We start from the raw sequence: 19448 nt of genomic DNA on the forward strand, positions 1-19448 counted from the left end.
TTACTTGACAACCCCTATCTTCAAAATGTATATTTGCACGCTTTTACAAAAAATATACATTGATTCAGATGAAATTATCTAATTTTAACTTCGACCTTCCAAAAGAATTATTAGCCGAATATCCAAGTGAGAATCGCGACGAGGCTCGTTTGATGGTTTTGCACCGAAAAACGGGAGAAATTGAGCATAGGTTATTCAAAGATGTCATTGATTATTTTGATGATCAGGATGTTTTCGTGCTGAACAACACTAAAGTTTTTCCTGCTCGTTTGTACGGAAATAAAGAAAAAACCAAAGCTAAAATCGAAGTTTTTTTACTTAGAGAACTCAATGCAGAACAACGTTTGTGGGATGTTTTAGTTGACCCTGCCAGAAAAATCCGAATAGGTAACAAACTTTATTTTGGAAAAGATGACAGTTTGGTAGCTGAAGTTATCGATAATACGACTTCCAGAGGAAGAACTCTTCGCTTTTTGTACGATGGATCTTACGAAGAATTCCGCAATAAATTAACAGAATTGGGGCAAACACCTCTACCTAAGTATATTTCGCGTGCTGTAGAGCCTGAGGACGAAGAGCGATATCAAACCATTTACGCTAAGCACGAAGGAGCTGTTGCTGCACCCACTGCCGGTTTGCACTTTTCAAAACATTTAATGAAAAGGCTCGAAATCAAAGGGATAAATTTTGCAGAAGTAACTCTACACGTAGGATTGGGTACATTTAGCCCTGTTGAAGTAGAGGATCTTTCAAAACATAAAATGGATAGTGAGGAGGTTTTCATTCCTGAAGATCAGACCAAAATCATCAATAAAGCCAAACTTAACAAAAAAAAGGTTTGTGCCGTTGGGACAACTGTGATGCGAGCTTTGGAAAGTTCTGTTTCATCTGAAAATACAGTTAATCCGTACATCGGTTGGACGAATAAATTTATTTTTCCTCCGTATGATTTTAGCGTAGCTAATGCAATGATTACCAACTTCCATACTCCAAAATCAACTCTTTTGATGATGGTTTCTGCCTTCGGAGGGCACGATTTGGTAATGAGGGCTTACAAGGAAGCAGTAGCTGAAAAATACAAGTTTTATTCGTACGGAGATGCGATGTTGATACTTTAAGCATCCCATTCCGTAGAAGAATAGTTTGGTTTTTTAGATTTGAAATTCGACAGAAATTTCTTTAATTTCATATTTTTCGAGATAAAAACCATAAAAATTTTGTGAATAACAAAATTATTCGTAATATTGCACTCTCTTATAAGCGTTTAAAGAGTAAAGAGGTTTATTTTAATGTTTAATTCTTTCTGATGAAAATTCGCTAAACTCTTGATTTTCAAAAGGAAATACAAATTTAATTATCAGCAAATGGCTGAACAAAAACAAACGCAAGAAGAATTCTTGCAAAATTTTGACTGGACAAAATACCAAGAAGGTATTGAAGGTGTTCAAGAGGATAAGTTGAAAAACTTTGAGGATTTAGTAAAAAACAATTTTGTTGATACACAGGACAATGAGGTTGTTGAAGGAACAGTTGTTAGAATCACTGACAGAGAGGCGATTATCGATATCAATGCCAAATCGGAAGGTGTTATTTCTTTGAATGAGTTCCGTTATAATCCTAACTTAAAAGTAGGTGATAAAGTAGAAGTTTTGATTGACATCCGTGAGGATAAAACAGGACAATTGGTACTTTCTCACAGAAAAGCACGTACAATTAAAGCGTGGGATCGTGTGAATTTGGCTCACGAAAATGGAGAAATCGTAAACGGATTTGTTAAGAGCAGAACAAAAGGTGGTATGATTGTTGATGTATTTGGAATTGAGGCATTCTTACCAGGTTCTCAAATTGATGTGAAACCTATCCGTGATTACGAACAATATGTGAACAAAACAATGGAGTTCAAAATTGTGAAAGTAAACCACGAATTCAAAAACGTAGTTGTTTCACACAAGGCTCTTATTGAGGCTGATATTGAAGAACAGAAAAAAGAAATCATCGGACAACTTGAAAAAGGTCAAGTTTTGGAAGGTGTTGTTAAAAATATCACTTCTTACGGTGTGTTTGTTGACTTAGGTGGTGTTGATGGATTAATCCACATTACAGACCTTTCTTGGTCAAGAATCAATCATCCGAACGAAGTGGTTGAATTAGACCAAAAATTAAACGTAGTTATCTTAGATTTTGATGATAACAAATCACGTATCCAATTAGGATTGAAACAATTAAGCAAACACCCTTGGGATGCTTTAGCTGACGACTTGAAAGTTGGAGATAAAGTTAAAGGAAAAGTAGTTGTTATTGCTGACTATGGTGCTTTTGTTGAAATCGCAGAAGGAGTTGAAGGTTTAGTTCACGTATCGGAAATGTCTTGGAGTACACACCTTCGTTCAGCACAGGATTTTGTAAATCTTGGTGATGAAATTGAAGCTGTTGTATTAACTTTGGATCGTGATGAGCGTAAGATGTCATTGGGTATCAAACAATTGACTTCTGACCCTTGGGCTAACATCGCTACAAAATATCCTGTAGGTTCAAAACACGTTGGAACAGTTCGTAACTTTACAAACTTCGGAGTATTTGTTGAGTTAGAAGAAGGAATTGACGGATTGATTTACATCTCAGATCTTTCTTGGTCTAAAAAAATCAAACATCCTTCAGAATTTGTGAACGTAGGAGATAAATTGGATGTCGTAGTTTTAGAATTAGATGTTGATGCTCGTAAACTTTCTTTAGGACACAAACAAACTACTGAAAATCCTTGGGATAAATATGAAGTAGATTTCGCGGTAGGAACAGTTCACAGCGGAACTATTTCTAAAATGGTAGATAAAGGAGCAACTGTTGAATTTAATGAGGATATCGTTGCGTTCATACCTACACGTCACTTAGAGAAAGAAGATGGCAAGAAACTTGGAAAAGGCGATACAGCTGATTTCAAAGTGATTGAGTTCAATAAAGAATTCAAAAGAGTTGTAGCTTCTCACACTTCTATCTTTAGAGAAGAAGAAGAGAAAATTGCTAAAGAAGCATCAAGCTCTACAACAACTGTCGAAAAATCAACTTTAGGAGACTTAGAAGCTCTTCAAGAGTTGAAAGACAAAATGGAAAAAGGAAAGTAATTTAGTTTTTTTCATAATTTTTTGTTTTAATGAGGAAAAGCCGTTGCTGGGAAGTGACGGCTTTTTTGCATTTTAAATTTAAAAAATTTCATTTTTTATAAATTTATTACGAAGTTTGTGAGTTGAATTCATTACATTTTTTCAGTCAGAGAAATAAGTCAAATTAAGATGAAGAAAGTTTTAATCATTACATATTATTGGAAACCTGCCGGAGGACCCGGAGTACAACGCTGGATAAAGTTTGTTAAGTACTTGCGTGACTTTAACATTGAGCCTATTGTTTATATACCTGAAAATCCGGAATATCCAATAATTGATGAAAGAATAGGGGAGGACTTACCATCTGATATTCAGGTAATAAAACATCCTATTTGGGAACCATACGGATTAGCTTCTTTATTTTCCAAAAAGAAAACACAGAAAATAAGTTCGGGAATTATTCCTCGTAAAAAAGTATCTTTTATAGAAAAAATTATGCTTTGGATACGGGGCAATTTATTTATTCCCGATGCGAGAAAGTTTTGGATAAAACCATCTGTTAATTTCCTTTCAAATTTTATACAAGAAAATGAAATTCAAACAGTTATAACTACTTCTCCGCCTCATAGTGTACACCTAATAGGTTATTATTTGAAAAAGAAATTTCCACAACTAAAATGGATTAGTGATTTTCGTGATCCGTGGACAACAATCGGTTATTACAAAGATTTACGTCTGACAAAATGGGCTGATAAAAAACATAAATTTTGGGAAAAAGAAATCTTACAATCTTCTGATTTAGTTATTGTTACAAGTTTTAAAACCAAGGAGGAATTTTCACAAATTACAAAAAAGCCAATTAAAGTAACAACCAATGGATATGATATTGTAAATCAGCCGAAAGCAAAGGTTTCGGATAAATTTTTAATTTCACATATCGGTTCATTGCTTTCTGATAGAAATCCAAAGGTACTTTGGAAAGTATTAGCTGATTTAGTTGCTGAAAATAAGGAATTTGCTGAAAACTTTGAATTATGTTTTGCAGGAAAAATAAGTAGCGATGTAGAAGAAGAAATAGATTCTTTAGGGTTGAGTAAATATACAACAAATATGGGGTATATTTCTCATAATGAAGCTATTGAATTACAGCAAAAATCTCAAGTATTGTTATTAATTGAAATTAATTCAAAAGAGACAGAATGCATTATACCCGGGAAATTGTTTGAATATATGATTTCGGGACGTCCTATTTTAGCAATAGGTCCTGAAAATTGGGATGTTATAAAAATTATTAAGGAAACTAATACTGGGTGTTTTGTTGGGTATGATAACGAAACCAAAATTAAGGAAATTATTTTGGCTTGGTACAATAACTATAAGCATAATAATCTGAAAACTAACCCTATAGGATTAGCTCCTTACAGTAGAAAAAATTTAACCGAAAAGTTAGCTGAATTAATAAAAAATGTCTAAAGTTTCTTTAAAAGAAATCAATCGTTTGGCAATTCCTGCCATTATTTCGGGGATTATTGAACCTATCATATCTTTAACCGACACGATAGTTGCCGGGCATATTCCTACAAATACAGAAGAAATACTTGGAGCTGTGGGAATCGTTGGTTCTTTTATTACTGCAATTATTTGGATTTTTGCTCAAACATCGTATGCCATAGCTTCGCAAGTGGCACAAGGTTATGGGCAAAGTAGGCTCAGGAACTTGAAAGGATTGGTCTCTCAGGTTTTTTGGTTCAGTGCGGGGATTTCTTTAATAGGTTCCGGAATTAGTTTTGCCTTAGGAGATTCTCTCTTTCGGCTTTATGGAGCGGAAGGAAAGTTGTTGGACGTTTGTCTGCAATATTTTAACATACGTGTTTGGGGATTTCCTTTAACTCTTTTAACCATAATGCTTTACGGCGTTTTTAAAGGCGTACAGAACACTTCTTGGGCGATGGTTATCAGTGTATTTGGCGGAATTCTTAATATTATTTTGAATTTAGTTTTTGTGTTTTTATTGGATTTGGGAGTAAAAGGATTGGCTTGGGCTACTTTGATTTCACAAATAGTGATGTTTGTGCTGGCTTTGATTTTCTTGCATCAAAAAACTATTTTCAGAATATTTATTTTCAGGAAATTACATCCTTCTTTTTGGAATAATTTGATAATGAGTTTTAATCTCCTAATTCGCTCACTTTCATTACAAATTGCTTTATTTTTTGCTTTTCGTGTAGCGACAAATCTGGGGGGAGAAAGTGATAATTCTTTCGTGGCAACACATACTTTGTTGGCTCAAATTTGGCTATTTTCAGCCTTTTTTATTGATGGTTATAGCAGTGCGGGTGGAGTTCTTTCAGGAAAGTTATACGGAATGAAAAAACTGGAAACAATGACAATTTTAGTAAAAGACTTGTTGAAAATCACAATATTGATAGGATTTGCTTTGGTTTTGGTTTATTCCGTTTTTTATTTTCCGATAGGAAACTTTTTCACCAAAAATGAGGATATTCGCAATTTGTTTTTTAGTACTTTTTGGATTGTAGTCTTGATGCAACCCATTAATTCCATAACTTTCTTACTTGATGGTGTTTATAAAGGTATTGGATTTACAAAAACATTGAGAAACGTGCTTTTAGTTGCTACTTTTGTAGTATTTTTGCCTTTTTTATATTTATTTCAAAGTTTTAATTGGGAATTGAAAGGAATTTGGCTCGCTTTTTTTGCCTGGATAATCACTCGCGGACTGCTCTTGGCTCTTCATTTCAGGGCAAATTTTATTCAAAAATAATTTTATTTTAGTTACTTTTGCAGACGGAAAAACATATAAAATGCGAATCATTTCAGGAAAAAACAAAGGAAAACATCTCATTGCTCCCGCAAAGTTACCCGTTCGCCCTACAACGGATTTTGCCAAAGAAGCATTGTTTAACATATTGAATAACAACTATTATTTTGATGAAATTAGCGTTCTTGACTTATTTGCCGGAACAGGCAATATCAGCTATGAGTTCGCAAGCAGAGGAAGCCAAAACATCATTTCGGTAGATAGCCATAGTGGGTGTGTACAATTCATTACAAAAACAGCTAAAGAATTGGAATACTCTATAACTACTTTTAAATCAGATGTGTATAGTTATTTAAAAAAAACAAACCAAAAGTTTGATGTTATTTTTGCAGACCCTCCGTATGATTTTACTCAAGAAAAATTTGCTGAAATAGTAGATTTAGTTTTTGACAGAAACTTACTAAACGAAGGCGGAGTCCTCATTATAGAACATTCAAAACAAACTGATTTAGAAGACGTTTCAAACTTTTCATATTCCAAAAAATATGGAGGAAATTTATTCAGTTTTTTTGAGTTAGAGAGCTAATAAACAGAATTTTAATAATCTAATAAAATAAAAAAGTTACTCCCAAAAGAGTAACTTTTTTAATGTCTAACCTTTTTTGAATGAAATATCTATTAAGGGAAAACTCCTCTTTCTTTATATACTTGCTCTATTTTTGCCAAAGCAACAATATATGCAGCAGTTCTGTAATCTGTTTGATATTTTTCAGCTGAAGCTACCACGGCATCAAATGCAGTTTCAATTTTTTGTTTTAGCTTAACAAGTACCTCATCAATTTCCCATATTTCAGCACGTTTATTTTGCAACCACTCAAAATATGAGCCAATTACACCTCCGCTATTACAAAGAATATCAGGAATGATAGCAATGCCTCGCTTCATCAAAATTTCTTCCGCAGCAGAGTCCGTAGGTCCGTTTGCACCTTCAGCGATGAGAGTTGCTTTGATATCGTTGGCGTTATCAGTCGTGATTTGATTGCCCAAAGCAGCAGGAACTAAAAGGAAACAATCTGTTTTCCAGAACTCTGCGTTATCAATAATCTTCGCTTTAGCGTATCCACCAACTCCGCCTTTGTTTGTTTTTGCATAAGCTATTAAATCTTCCGGATTGATTCCTTCCGTATTAAGAATTGAACCTGTATGGTCTTGAACTGCAATGAGTTTAGCTCCTAATTCGTGTAAAAAATGAGCTGCCCAATAACCTACATTTCCGAAACCTTGAACAATGAATGTTTTTCCTTTCAAATCAACATTATTTTTCTTAGCCCATTTTTGAATAGAAACCACAACTCCAAATCCTGTGGCACGGTCTCTACCTTGTAATCCTCCTGACAAAACAGGCTTCCCAGTAACTACGTGTAGATTTATAGAGCGATTCGCTGGAGATTTTGCAGAAGCATAGGTATCTGAAATCCAAGCCATTATTTGAGCATTTGTATTTACGTCCGGAGCAGGAATGTCATAATCTGGTCCGATATTGTCGCCCAAAGCATATGTAAATCGGCGTGTAATTCTCTCCAACTCACCTTGTGAATATTTTGAAGGGTCTATCTGAATTCCTCCTTTTCCACCACCATAAGGAAGCCCCGCAATAGCTGATTTCCAAGTCATCCAAGTTGCCAAAGCTCTCGCAGCGTCAATATCCACAGTTGGGTGGTAACGCAATCCTCCTTTATAAGGACCTAAAGCGTTATTGTGCTGAACGCGGTATCCGGTGAAAACCTCAATAGAACCATCATCCATTTTAACAGGGAAATGCACCACGATTTCGTTCTGCGTAGAAGCTAAAATCTTGCGTACTCCTGCATCTAAATTCATTTTATCAGCGGCTTTGTTGAACTCGTGCATCACGTTTTCATACATTCCAGTTCTTTTCTTTTCTGTATCGTTACTCATAATTTATAAATATAATAAAAATAAGCGTAAAAGTATGTATTAAAATTGATATAAACAAAAATAGTAAGTAACATTTTTTACATATTCATAAAAATATTAGCTCATCTAACGTATTATCAATGAATTAGTATTTTTGTAATACGAAAAAAATCGAAAAATAATAAAGCAAAACGAAACTATTTAAAACAAAAAATAGAAAGTTGAACTTTTAATTCACTTTCTATTTTTTAGATTTCGATATTTTTATTTAATTTTTCTGTTCTCGGTTAAAATACACCAAATAATAATACATTTGTTTTTCTTCGTCCCAACCTTTTTCAATGAATTTTTCAGCTGATTCAGGATTCACAAAATCCATTCGTATTTGAATGTTTGTATCCAACTCAATTACGTTTTTGATTTTCTTGCGAACGTCCGAAACCGCTTTATTGGCTATCGGAAAACTTGAAACATCTTCAATTTGGTATTTAGGTCCCTTTTCTACCTTATAATGTTTAAATTCAGGGATAAGTTCCGGATTATCAATTACTTCATTCACAAAAGAAGTTTCCTCGAATTCGTCATTTTTAGCAAAATAATTTATCGCACGATTCATAAACATTACCTCTTGCTTTTTATCTTCGGCAGGAAGAATCACGTCTTTGGCAAAATCTTGGCTGAATTTCAGATATTTCTTTGTGTAAAAATTTTCATCAATCAAAGCATCTACACCTAAAAAGTTTTCCAGCCAATACTTTGTATCGTAGCGATTGCTATCCACCGAAAGTACTTTGTAACCTTCTTCTTTATTGACATTGAAAACGATACACCCTTTATCCAATTTGTGAATATTCACGCCTTCTTGAATGATGATATCCAACTGATTTTGGTTTTCTTCAAATTGCAGAAAACTATGTTTCATTTCCGATTTAAAAATCCCAACAGCAGATACTTTATTGTTATCCAAATAAATATCGTGAAGCAGAGTAACATATAACTCTCCACTTTTAATATGCGGATGATTGGACTGATTATAAAGATGTTGGGCTATTTTTTTAGAAACCTCGTGAATTGAATTTTCATTTTCAAAAATGGAAGCTACCAATTGATAAAGTTCGTTGAATTCCACATCTACATCGTGTGAAAATCGGAAATAATTTTCCTCCTTTTCACGGAAAGGCTTGAAAAAATATTCCTTCAACAAACCAACTATTTCATCATTAAGCGAATAGGGCTGTTGTGACAAAAATAAGGGTTCGTTTTTACTTTGATTTCCAATACGATGGATAGATAAACTATCTATGTGTGTGGTGTAAAGATTTAGCATTTTTTATTATGATTTAAGGTTCAGAATTGAGGTTCAAAGTCAAAAACCTCAAACTTTGAACCTCAAAATATTAGTAATAATCTTCTTCTCTGAAATTGTCGTAATCTTCTTCGTCCATATCGAAGTCACTGAATTCATCTTCAAATTCGTTAAAATCATCGGCTTCAAAGAATTTTTCGGGTGCTTCGGCTGGAATTGAACCGTGAGCGAAAAGTAGAGAAGGGTAGGAGGCACCATCTTCTTCGTCTGAAATTTCTACAAGCTCCACGAAGAAAGTCCACATATTGAAAAAATCGTAAACGTAAAGCAACTTAGGTTCTTCTTCACTTACCACTGAATCCACTGATGTTTCTTCCATCAAACGAATTTCGCCACTTTCCGAAAGGTCAAAAAGGGTGATTTCCTCGCCTTGATTCCAATCATCATCGGTTAAGTAAAATGATGCCATTTCGTCACCGGCAAACCCGAATGATTGTATGATAACGTTGTGAAAATCTTCCAAAGTTGCATCTCCCTGAATTACTATGTCACGGAAAACGTCTTCTTTTACATCGAGTATAACTCTAAATTTGTATATCATTTTTAATTTAAAAATTTATTTTTCTTTCCATTTTCTTGCCAAAAGCGTGTTTTTCAGAAGCATAGCAATGGTCATTGGACCAACACCACCAGGAACAGGCGTAATGTAATCGGCTTTTTCTTTTACTTGCTCAAAATCAACATCTCCCACAATTCGGTAGCCTTTCGGAGTATTTTCATCTTTCAAACGAGTGATGCCCACGTCAACCACTGTTACACCGTCTTTTACCATATCTGCTTTTAAAAATTCAGGAATTCCCAAAGCCATAATAATGATGTCGGCTTGTTTTGTGATTTCCTTTAAATTAGGAGTGTAACTATGTGTAAGTGTTACAGTTGCATTCCCCGGATTTCCTTTCTGGCTTAGTAAAATACTCATTGGGCGACCCACAATATGCGAACGACCTACCACAACCACGTGCTTTCCTTTGGTTTCCACATTATGGCGTTTTAAAAGTTCCATAATACCGAAAGGAGTTGCCGGAATGAAAGCCTCCATATCCAACGCTATTTTCCCGAAGTTAGCAGGGTGAAATCCGTCCACATCTTTCTCAGGATCAACTGCCATTAGCACTTTTTGGCTATCAATATGTTTTGGTAAAGGAAGCTGTACAATGTATCCGTCAATGGCTTTATCTTTGTTTAACTCATTGATTTTCTGTAATAATTCTGCTTCGGTAATTTCGGCAGGAAGTTCTACCAAAGTAGAATCAAACCCTACTTGCTCACAAGCCTTTACTTTGCTTCCTACGTAGGTTAAACTTGCTCCGTCATTCCCTACCAAAACAGCTGCCAAATGAGGAACTTTTCCGCCTCGTGCTTTAATTTGTTTTACTTCTTCGGCAATTTCTTGCTTGATTTGCTCCGATGTTTTTTTTCCGTCTAATAGTCTCATATCTTTATTTTTTTGTTGTCAATGATTTATTTTTTGGTTTAATCTTCTGTTTCTAAATAGTTTTTGAGTTGTTTTAATGTTTTGAAATTTTTGAATGTGATTTTTGTATTGGTTTTTTCAACTTCATCAATTATTTTTTTGAGTAATTCTGTCGGGATTTCTTCTTCTCCACACAAATTTTCATCAAAATCGATGCCCGCTGCCACGCCATCTTCATACATTCCCAAACACCAAAACTCCATAAAATCAGCAAGTGAAATTTCCGAAACTTCATAATTTTCCCATTCTTCCTTGCGGCAACGTTCTGCCGTCAATTTGTCCGACCAAAACGGAAAAACTGAAATGGGAGTGTTTGTTTCTTCAATAAAAAAGGTATTTGATGGACAAACGGCTACTTCCTTCTTGTTTTTCAGATAGAAAACCAGTCCGTTTTCAAGTATTTTATGAATAAAATCGTGCATTTTTTATTAAAATAGAATTATTGCCTCATTCCCTGCATCATTTGCATCATTTTTCTACCGCCACCACCTTGCATCATTTTCATCATTTTGCTCATTTGCGTGAATTGTTTCAAAAGCTGGTTAACTTCCTGAATATCACGTCCGCTTCCTTTGGCAATACGTTTTTTGCGGTTACTGTCAATAATTGACGGATTGCTACGTTCCTTCGGAGTCATCGAATAAATAATTGCTTCGATATGTTTGAAAGAATCATCGCCTATATCAAGGTCTTTCACAGCTTTTCCAACCCCAGGAAGCATTCCCAAAAGGTCTTTCATACTTCCCATTTTCTTGATTTGCTGTATTTGTTCCAAAAAGTCATCAAAACCAAACTGATTTTTAGCAATTTTCTTCTGTAATTTTCTGGCTTGTTCTTCATCAAACTGTTCTTGAGCACGTTCCACAAGTGAGATCACGTCACCCATTCCCAAAATACGGTCGGCCATACGTTCAGGATAGAAAATATCAATAGCATCCATTTTCTCGCCCGTACCAATAAACTTAATTGGTTTATTTACAACCGATTTGATAGAAATCGCAGCTCCACCACGCGTATCGCCGTCTAATTTGGTAAGGATAACTCCATCAAAATTAAGTACATCGTTAAATGCTTTGGCGGTATTCACGGCATCTTGCCCAGTCATTGAATCCACAACAAAAAGAGTTTCTTGCGGATTGATGGCTTTATGAATATTTGAAATTTCATTCATCATTTGTTCATCAACTGCCAAACGACCTGCCGTATCCACAATTACAACATTGTAACCGTTTGATTTAGCGTACTGAACTCCTTTTTGAGCGATATCAACAGGATTGTTATTTCCTTTATCTGAAAAGACTTCAACGCCCACTTGTTCCCCAACGATATGAAGCTGGTCAATCGCTGCAGGGCGGTAAACGTCACAAGCAACTAACAAAGGTTTTTTATTTTTTTTCTTTTTAAGGAAGTTAGCCAATTTGCCCGAAAAAGTTGTTTTACCCGAACCTTGCAAACCTGACATCAAAATCACAGACGGATTTCCTGACAAATTTACTCCCGAAGCATCACCGCCCATAAGCTCAGTAAGTTCGTCTTTAACGATTTTTACCATTAACTGACCGGGTTGCAACGTAGTAAGTACGCTCTGTCCTAATGCTTTTTCTTTTACTTTATTGGTAAATTCTTTTGCTATTTTGTAGTTTACGTCGGCATCAAGTAAGGCACGACGCACTTCTTTTAAGGTTTCAGCAACGTTAATTTCGGTAATTTTTCCGTGCCCTTTGAGGTTATGCAGGGCTTTTTCTAACTTATCACTTAAATTATCAAACATAATTTCCTATTTATTGAATATGCAAAGATACTAAAAAAGTGATAATGAGAAAGTGAAAAATAAAAAAGTTTTAAAAGACAGAAAATACGATAAGTTACAATAAAAAAATAAGCAACAAGTAATGAACCTATTGCTTATTTGTATGATATAAAGTGTGTTATTTATTAATATACTTGTTCTTTTTTCTGCATTACAGCTCCCGCAATTAGGGATATAATTAGTCCAGAAAATAAACTCCCAATGATGGAAAATGTAAATGTGGTAAATGGAGAAAGAGAAAATTTCTCAGCCATTTCTCCCATAGCTTGTAATTGTTGTTCGGTCAAATTAGGGTTAGCTTCAATCATTGCTTGTCGCTGAACTTCAAGGAGCTTTTCAAAATAATCAGGTTCAATTACAGTGGTGAAAAGTAACGCGTAAGCAGCTGCTATAACGCCACCAATCAATGCAACTCCAATCCCTATTTTTAAGGCTTGGCTCAAAAATAAATAACCATTATTTTCTGCTTTAAATTTTTTGATTGCAACAACGATGAAAAATATTGAAATTCCTAAACCGATAATAGTCAGTAAGGTTCCCATCAATGGATTTGTGGAATAAGTATTCCCTGTAGCATACCAAATTACACTTATCGCGATAGATGCCAAACCTAAATAAAGTCCGTTTTTTAGCATAATGTTTTTGCTGTTCACTGCATTTGTTTCCATAGAAATAAGAATTTTAGTTAAAATTTATTCGCCAAATATACAGAAATAAATCATAATTACAAATAATTCTTAAAAAATGTTTATTTATTTGTGATTATTCGGATTTTGTTTCTTCTTCTTTTTCTTCCTCCGGAAAAATCTCTATTTGAGGTTCTTTTAAAGTTTCCTTATTTGCGATGCTTCTTTCAAGAGCCAGCAACAAACTTGGCAAAAACAGCAAATTTGTAGCCATCGCAAAAAGCAATGTCACGGACACCAATCCTCCGAGAGCTTTTGTTCCGCCAAATCCTGATAGCAAAAACACTGAAAATCCGAAAAGTAACACAATGGAAGTGTAGAACATACTAATTCCCGTTTCACGTAACGCAGCATAAACCGACTTGCTGATTTTCCAATTTCGGGCAACCAATTCCTGACGATATTTAGCCAAAAAGTGAATTGTATCATCTACCGAAATTCCAAATGCAATACTGAAAACCAATATAGTAGAAGGTTTTAACGGAATTCCTAAAAATCCCATCATTCCTGCTGTTATCAACAAAGGTAAAATGTTCGGAACCAATGAAACTACAATCATTTTGAAAGAACGGAACATATACGACATAATTAGTGCAATCAGTAAAATTGCCAAAGCCAACGAATATACCAAATTCGTAACCAAATAAGAAGTTCCTTTTGTAAACAAATACGCTTTTCCTGTGATTTTCAGCTCATATCTGTCTTCTGGAAATAATTTTTTAGCCTTTGCGTAAATGCTTTCTTCAATTTGTTGCATCTTTTTCTCTGTACCGATGTCCTTCATAAAGGTCGTAATACGAGCCGTTTGCCCCGATGAATCTATATAAGATGACAACATTTGAGCGTTTCCTTTTGAATTTCGCACATACGACAGGATAAAATTCTGTTCCTGTGCGGTAGGCAATTCGTAATAATCCGGATTTCCGTTGTAATACGTTTGTTTTGCGTATTTTACCAAATTCAGAATTGAAATTGGCTTTGAAATTTCAGGAATTTCCTCCAAGTGAGAAGTAAGTTCTTCAAGTCGTTTGAGAGTTGCCAATTTGGTTACGCCGTTTTTCTGTTTTGTATTTACAGTGATTTCCAAAGGCATAATTCCGCCAAATTCTTTCTCAAAAAACAAAATATCATCAAAGAAAGGGGCAGATTTAGGCATATCTTCAATCAAACTTCCTGAGATTTTGATTTGATAAATTCCTATAATACTGGTAACAAGCAAAGTAACAGCAACAGAAAATACTGCAAATCGATGATGTTTAACCGTGTTTTCAAGCCAGCGAATAAGTCCACCAATCCAATTACGACTCAAATGACGCAAGTGTTTTGCTTTCGGAACTTTCATAAAACTATATATAATAGGAATTATGAGAAGCGAAATAAAGAAAATGGAAATTACACTCAATGAGGCAATTACACCAAATTCTTGCAAAAGGTCGCTGGCTGTAAATATGAATGTAGCAAAACCAATGGCAGTAGTAAGATTTGTAAGCAAGGTTACGTTACCTATATTTCGGATAACACGTTGAAGCGATTTTGCTTGATTTCCGTGTTTGTTTATTTCTTGTTGATATTTGTTAATCAAGAAGATACAGTTTGGAATTCCGATAACGATTATCAGCGGAGGAATTAATCCCGTAAGAATCGTGATTTCGTAATCAAACAATCCAAGGAAACCGAACGTCCACATAACTCCAATGGACACGACTGTCATTGAAATAAACATCGCCCGAAACGAACGGAAAAACAAGAAAAAAATAAGTGAGGTTGTGAACAAAGCTGCCCCGATGAACAAACCTATCTCATCCATAATGCTTTGAGCACTAAGTGTACGAATGTAAGGCATTCCCGAGGTGTGAACCTTCAGCTTGGTTTGTTGTTCAAAATTTTTTATTATAGGAATAAACTGATTAATAATGAAATCTTTACGAGCTTTAGTGTTTATGATTTTTTTATCCATATACACCGCAGTTTGTAAAGTTTGTGTTTCTTTATTATAAATCAGTCCCTCATAAAAAGGAAGTCTTTCGGCAAGTATTGTTTTTATGCTATCTGCCTGTTTTTGAGTTTCAATTTTTCCTTTTAAAAGTGAACTCGTAACGAAGCTTTGTGTTGTAGTATCTTTTACCAAAATTGGCAGATTTTCAACCGAAATTACAGCATTTATTTCTTTAAAATTTTTAAGTTTTCTGCTTAATTCATTCCATTGATTTAATATTTCAGGAGTGTAAATATTTTCATTTTTGATGGCAAGTAGAATCAAATTTCCTTCCTCTCCGAATTTTGATAAAAAGTCCTTGTACTCCAAATTTACAGGATGTTCGTTTGGCAGCATATTCGCTTCCGTAAAAGTAAAACGAATATTTTTCCACTGAATAGCTAAAAAAATGGTAATCAGTGCAATACCTACCAGAACAGTTATTCTATTTCGTAGTATTAATCGTGCAATGGTTGTCCAAAATTCTGCTTTAAACCATTTAATCATTGGTAAATTTTTAAAATATTCGTGCAAAAATAATAATTAATTTCCAGATTCAGGATTAGATTTCTTAATTTATTCCTGACAGACAATAATCTTTCAGAGAAAAATCAAAAAACAAAAAAGAGGTAACGAAAAAACTTCAATTACCTCTTCCTTCTAAAATACTACATTATGATTTTATTTTTTCATCGGTGGATATTTTTCCAAAATTTTATTTACAAAATTGGCAATAGCTTCTTCCTTAGCTTCCACATTCTGAGGAATATACCCAGTTCCTTTTCCCTGCCAGAGGAGTTCTTTTTTCTTGGCATCAATAATTTCAATGTAAAGAGTTCCTTCGGCATTGCTACTTACACTGTAAGAGGCTCCTCCCCAAAAAGGTCTCCATCCCATTTCCCATCCCCAATAATAAAGATTGTTGTAAACATTAATATTTTCACGTTCTCTTGTAAAAATATTTACCAGAAAATCAGGATTTTCGGAAATTACCATTCCTTTTGCATTGAGATTTTGCTCTATGGCACGCAAGATACGTCTTTTGTCCAAATCCGAAATTTGAGCTTTGTCCACACCTTCTTTAAAGAAAGCATACGACTTGTAGGCAGAAAAATCTGCTTTTCCGTCATAATCCACTGCTACAGATATACTTGCACACGAAAATGAAGTCAAAGCAATGAATAAAACAATGATAATTGATACTGCATTTTTCATATTTTATACTTTTTATTGATTGAATATTTATCAAATAAATCTACCGCAAAATCCATACCGAAAATCATTATTTTTACTGAAAAAGCAAAAAAAACTTACAATTTTTTTAAAGAAGACATTTTTAAGCCTTATATTCCGAATTCGGTTTTAATTTTGTCCACAAAATCTAATTTTTCCCACGTAAAAAGCTCTACTTCAATAGTTTTTGTTTCATTATAAGGTGAAGTAAAGACTTTGGTGATGGTTTGCGGAGTACGTCCCATATGCCCGTAAGCTGCTGTTTCACTGTATATTGGATTACGAAGCTTCAATCGTTGCTCAATGTCGTACGGACGCAATCTGAAAATTTTTCCAACTTTTAGAGCAATTTCGCCATCGGTCAAATTTACTTTTGAAGTCCCGTAAGTATTGACATACAGCCCAGTAGGTTCTGCAACTCCGATAGCATAACTCACCTGTACCAAAATTTCATCTGCAACTCCGGCAGCAACCATATTTTTAGCGATATGTCGCATTGCGTAAGCCGCACTTCTGTCCACTTTACTTGGGTCTTTCCCTGAAAAAGCTCCTCCGCCGTGAGCTCCTTTTCCGCCGTAAGTGTCCACAATGATTTTTCTGCCTGTTAGTCCCGTGTCGCCGTGCGGACCTCCAATAACGAAAATACCTGTCGGATTGATGTGATAAATAATATTATCATCAAAGAAAGGAGCGTATTGCGGATATTTTTTGATAACTCTTGGAATTAAGATAGTTACAATGTCATTTTTAATCTTTTGCAACATTTTTTCTTCCGTATCAAAGTCATCGTGTTGCGTTGAAATTACTATTGTATTGATGCGAACGGGTTTGTTATCATCGCTATATTCCAAAGTAACCTGACTTTTAGCATCGGGACGAAGGTATGTAATTTCCTTATTTTCACGACGTAACTCGGCTAATTCCTTCAATAAAGCGTGTGACAAATCCAACGCCAAGGGCATATAATTCTCAGTTTCATTAACCGCATAACCAAACATCATACCTTGGTCTCCGGCTCCTTGCTCTTCCGGATTTCCTCTGTCAACTCCTTGATTAATATCAGGTGATTGCTCGTGAATTGCCGACAAAATTCCGCAAGAATTTGCCTCAAACATATATTCACTTTTGGTGTAGCCAATTTTGCGAATAACATTTCGTGCAATTTGCTGAACATCAATATAAGTGTTCGATTTTACTTCGCCAGCAAGCACCACTTGCCCTGTTGTTACTAAAGTTTCACAGGCAACTTTTGAGGTAGGGTCAAAGGCTAAAAAATTGTCAATAAGTGCATCACTAATTTGGTCTGCAATTTTGTCTGGATGTCCTTCTGAAACGGACTCGGAGGTAAATAAATATCCCATTTCTATAAAATTTTTAGAAAGGAAGATTTTAGGCGATAACTGCAATTTTCATCATTCATTTCTGGCTAAGAAAGAATCATTTAGCAATTATAAAGTAATATAAATCACTGTTTTAGCATTTTTTTGGAAGTTCCAAAAAGAGGTTGCAATCAGTCCAAATCTTTCCTCTTGTTATTAATTCGGGTGCAAAGGTACAAAAACAAACAAAAACAGAAAAACAAAAAAGAAAAATTTTACAGCCCAACAACAATTCCCACATTAGGGATAAATCCTGTTGAAAATATGCTTTTGTTTTTGTCATAAAGTACGTTGTAGGAAAGCCCAAGTTGCATATAGGCTCTTCCTCCCAAATGTTGCATATAGCCACCTCCTATGTATAACGCATTTTCCCGTGCATTGTAAGAAGCTTTGGTCGTTTTATGCTTCTGAGATACAAAATAATGCTGAAAAGACGAATTTGCGAAAAAATTTCTTCCTATATAATAACTAACAGAAGGACCAAATCCTAAAAGGTTGTTTTTATAGTATTCCGTACTTTGAAACGTATAGTTCAGATTCATAGCTATTTCAAAAGATTCTGAAATTTTGTAACCAACTCTCGGTGTGATGAAAACCCCTAATCCGTAACTTCCTCCCGAAAGCCCTACGTTCCCGCCAAAAGTCCAATTATTGGGAGAATAGGCTTTTGATATTGAAGAATTCCCTTGTTGAGCGGCCAAAAATCCGCAGATAAAAATAAACCCGAATGTTAAAATTAATTTCTTCATATTAAAATATTTACACTTGCAAAAGTACGTAAATATAATGATTCGGCAATTTTTTTACTCGCTATAAAAATGTTAATTAACAATTTTTTATTTATTGAAGTCTTGCTTTTTAAATTATATGGACATAGCTTTGCATCGATTTTTGTTATAGTATAATAGTCATATGTTATGAACAAGATATTCCGTGTAATTTGTTTATTTATTTTATTTATCTCAACACATCTAACAAAAGCAGAAAATGCTGTTTTTAACCCAATTAGCGATTCCATTAGCTCAAAAGAGTACGTTTCTCTGGCTCTGAAAAAGATGGAAACAAACATCAAAGATATTTATGATGAAATCGGTGCCGAACAATACGATTTAAACTTCGAGGCTTTCAGATACGCCTACATTGGTTACCAATCTCTCAGAAAACAACAACGACTGAACGATAAAGAAATCTTCTCAATTATCGACTTCTCAAAAGATTGCAATACAAAGCGTTTCTACACAATTGATTTAGAAAGCAAACAAGTTATCTACAATACTTACGTTGCACACGGCAAAAAAAGCGGAGAGAAAACGGCCACTTCATTCTCAAATGTTAAAGAATCTAACAAAAGTAGCATAGGCTTCTATATAACGGGAAAAACCTATATGGGAAGTAGAGGATTTAGCTTGCAACTTCACGGTGATGAAAAAGGATATAATAGCAATATGGCTGAACGTGGAGTTGTAATTCACACAGCGGATTATGCCAGTGAAGACTATATAAAGAGAAATGGTCGTATGGGAAGAAGTTTGGGATGCCCTGTACTTCCTAAAAATATTTACAAACAAGTTATAGAAACAATCAAAGAAAAAACGATGATTTTTGCTTACTACAACAATCCGAAGTACTTGAGTTCATCTAAATACTTGAATGTCTTAAAATTAATTGAATATTCTGTACTTTAAGTTTAAGTTGTTATATGAAAATAGG

At 34.6% G+C, this 19448-nt stretch carries 17 protein-coding genes; 6 read left to right on the forward strand and 11 right to left on the reverse strand.

Annotated elements, in window-relative coordinates; translation table 11 throughout:
- Positions 1–68: 68 nt before the first annotated feature.
- The 5 genes from queA (at position 69) to CGC58_RS00205 (ending at position 6463) form a co-directional block, all read left to right on the forward strand.
- Positions 69–1118: a tRNA preQ1(34) S-adenosylmethionine ribosyltransferase-isomerase QueA gene (queA, locus tag CGC58_RS00185; RefSeq protein WP_095894565.1), complete on the forward strand. Its 1050-nt coding sequence runs from the start codon at positions 69–71 to the stop codon at positions 1116–1118.
- A gap of 246 nt (positions 1119–1364) precedes the next feature.
- On the forward strand, positions 1365–3119 hold the full coding sequence (gene rpsA / locus CGC58_RS00190) for a 30S ribosomal protein S1 (protein WP_095894566.1): 1755 nt from the start codon (positions 1365–1367) through the stop codon (positions 3117–3119).
- 168 nt (positions 3120–3287) lie between these two features.
- Positions 3288–4571: a glycosyltransferase family 4 protein gene (locus tag CGC58_RS00195; protein WP_095894567.1), complete on the forward strand. Its 1284-nt coding sequence runs from the start codon at positions 3288–3290 to the stop codon at positions 4569–4571.
- Entirely contained in the window at positions 4564–5880 is a 1317-nt protein-coding gene (locus CGC58_RS00200) for an MATE family efflux transporter (protein ID WP_095894568.1), read from the forward strand. Before CGC58_RS00195 ends, CGC58_RS00200 begins: the two co-directional genes overlap by 8 nt.
- 40 nt (positions 5881–5920) lie before the next feature.
- A complete protein-coding gene (locus tag CGC58_RS00205) occupies positions 5921–6463 on the forward strand; it encodes an RsmD family RNA methyltransferase (protein ID WP_095894569.1) in 543 nt (180 codons plus the stop codon).
- A gap of 92 nt (positions 6464–6555) precedes the next feature.
- Here CGC58_RS00205 and CGC58_RS00210 read toward each other — a convergent pair whose 3' ends face one another.
- From CGC58_RS00210 to CGC58_RS00260, 11 genes are all read right to left on the reverse strand, one after another.
- Positions 6556–7836 (reverse strand): Glu/Leu/Phe/Val family dehydrogenase, encoded by a 1281-nt coding sequence (locus tag CGC58_RS00210; RefSeq protein WP_095894570.1) that lies wholly within the window; start codon positions 7834–7836, stop codon positions 6556–6558.
- Positions 7837–8083: 247 nt separating this feature from the next.
- On the reverse strand, positions 8084–9142 hold the full coding sequence (locus CGC58_RS00215; RefSeq protein ID WP_095894571.1) for a nucleoid-associated protein: 1059 nt from the start codon (positions 9140–9142) through the stop codon (positions 8084–8086).
- A 70-nt stretch (positions 9143–9212) separates the two neighbouring features.
- Positions 9213–9722 (reverse strand): IS1096 element passenger TnpR family protein, encoded by a 510-nt coding sequence (locus tag CGC58_RS00220; protein ID WP_095894572.1) that lies wholly within the window; start codon positions 9720–9722, stop codon positions 9213–9215.
- A 15-nt stretch (positions 9723–9737) separates the two neighbouring features.
- A complete protein-coding gene (gene folD, locus CGC58_RS00225) occupies positions 9738–10616 on the reverse strand; it encodes a bifunctional methylenetetrahydrofolate dehydrogenase/methenyltetrahydrofolate cyclohydrolase FolD (protein ID WP_095894573.1) in 879 nt (292 codons plus the stop codon).
- Positions 10617–10654: 38 nt separating this feature from the next.
- Positions 10655–11077 (reverse strand): DUF2750 domain-containing protein, encoded by a 423-nt coding sequence (locus CGC58_RS00230; protein WP_095894574.1) that lies wholly within the window; start codon positions 11075–11077, stop codon positions 10655–10657.
- Between the two features lie 17 nt (positions 11078–11094).
- Positions 11095–12426, reverse strand: coding sequence for a signal recognition particle protein (gene ffh / locus CGC58_RS00235; RefSeq protein WP_095894575.1), 1332 nt, complete (start codon positions 12424–12426; stop codon positions 11095–11097).
- Between the two features lie 164 nt (positions 12427–12590).
- Positions 12591–13133 carry a DUF4199 domain-containing protein gene (locus CGC58_RS00240; protein ID WP_095894576.1) on the reverse strand — a complete coding sequence of 181 codons (543 nt, stop codon included), beginning with the start codon at positions 13131–13133 and terminating at the stop codon, positions 12591–12593.
- Positions 13134–13227: 94 nt separating this feature from the next.
- Positions 13228–15633, reverse strand: a complete 2406-nt coding sequence (locus tag CGC58_RS00245) for an efflux RND transporter permease subunit (RefSeq protein ID WP_095894577.1) — start codon at positions 15631–15633, stop codon at positions 13228–13230.
- Positions 15634–15807: 174 nt separating this feature from the next.
- On the reverse strand, positions 15808–16341 hold the full coding sequence (locus CGC58_RS00250; protein WP_095894578.1) for a DUF4136 domain-containing protein: 534 nt from the start codon (positions 16339–16341) through the stop codon (positions 15808–15810).
- 128 nt (positions 16342–16469) lie between these two features.
- On the reverse strand, positions 16470–17720 hold the full coding sequence (gene metK / locus CGC58_RS00255) for a methionine adenosyltransferase (RefSeq protein ID WP_095894579.1): 1251 nt from the start codon (positions 17718–17720) through the stop codon (positions 16470–16472).
- 233 nt (positions 17721–17953) lie between these two features.
- Positions 17954–18487 (reverse strand): hypothetical protein, encoded by a 534-nt coding sequence (locus CGC58_RS00260; RefSeq protein ID WP_095894580.1) that lies wholly within the window; start codon positions 18485–18487, stop codon positions 17954–17956.
- A 168-nt stretch (positions 18488–18655) separates the two neighbouring features.
- Between CGC58_RS00260 and CGC58_RS00265 the strand changes: the two genes are divergently transcribed.
- Positions 18656–19423, forward strand: coding sequence for a murein L,D-transpeptidase catalytic domain family protein (locus tag CGC58_RS00265; protein ID WP_095894581.1), 768 nt, complete (start codon positions 18656–18658; stop codon positions 19421–19423).
- Positions 19424–19448: the final 25 nt, after the last annotated feature.

The organism is Capnocytophaga stomatis (assembly GCF_002302635.1).
GTDB classification, from domain to species: Bacteria; Bacteroidota; Bacteroidia; order Flavobacteriales; family Flavobacteriaceae; genus Capnocytophaga; species Capnocytophaga stomatis.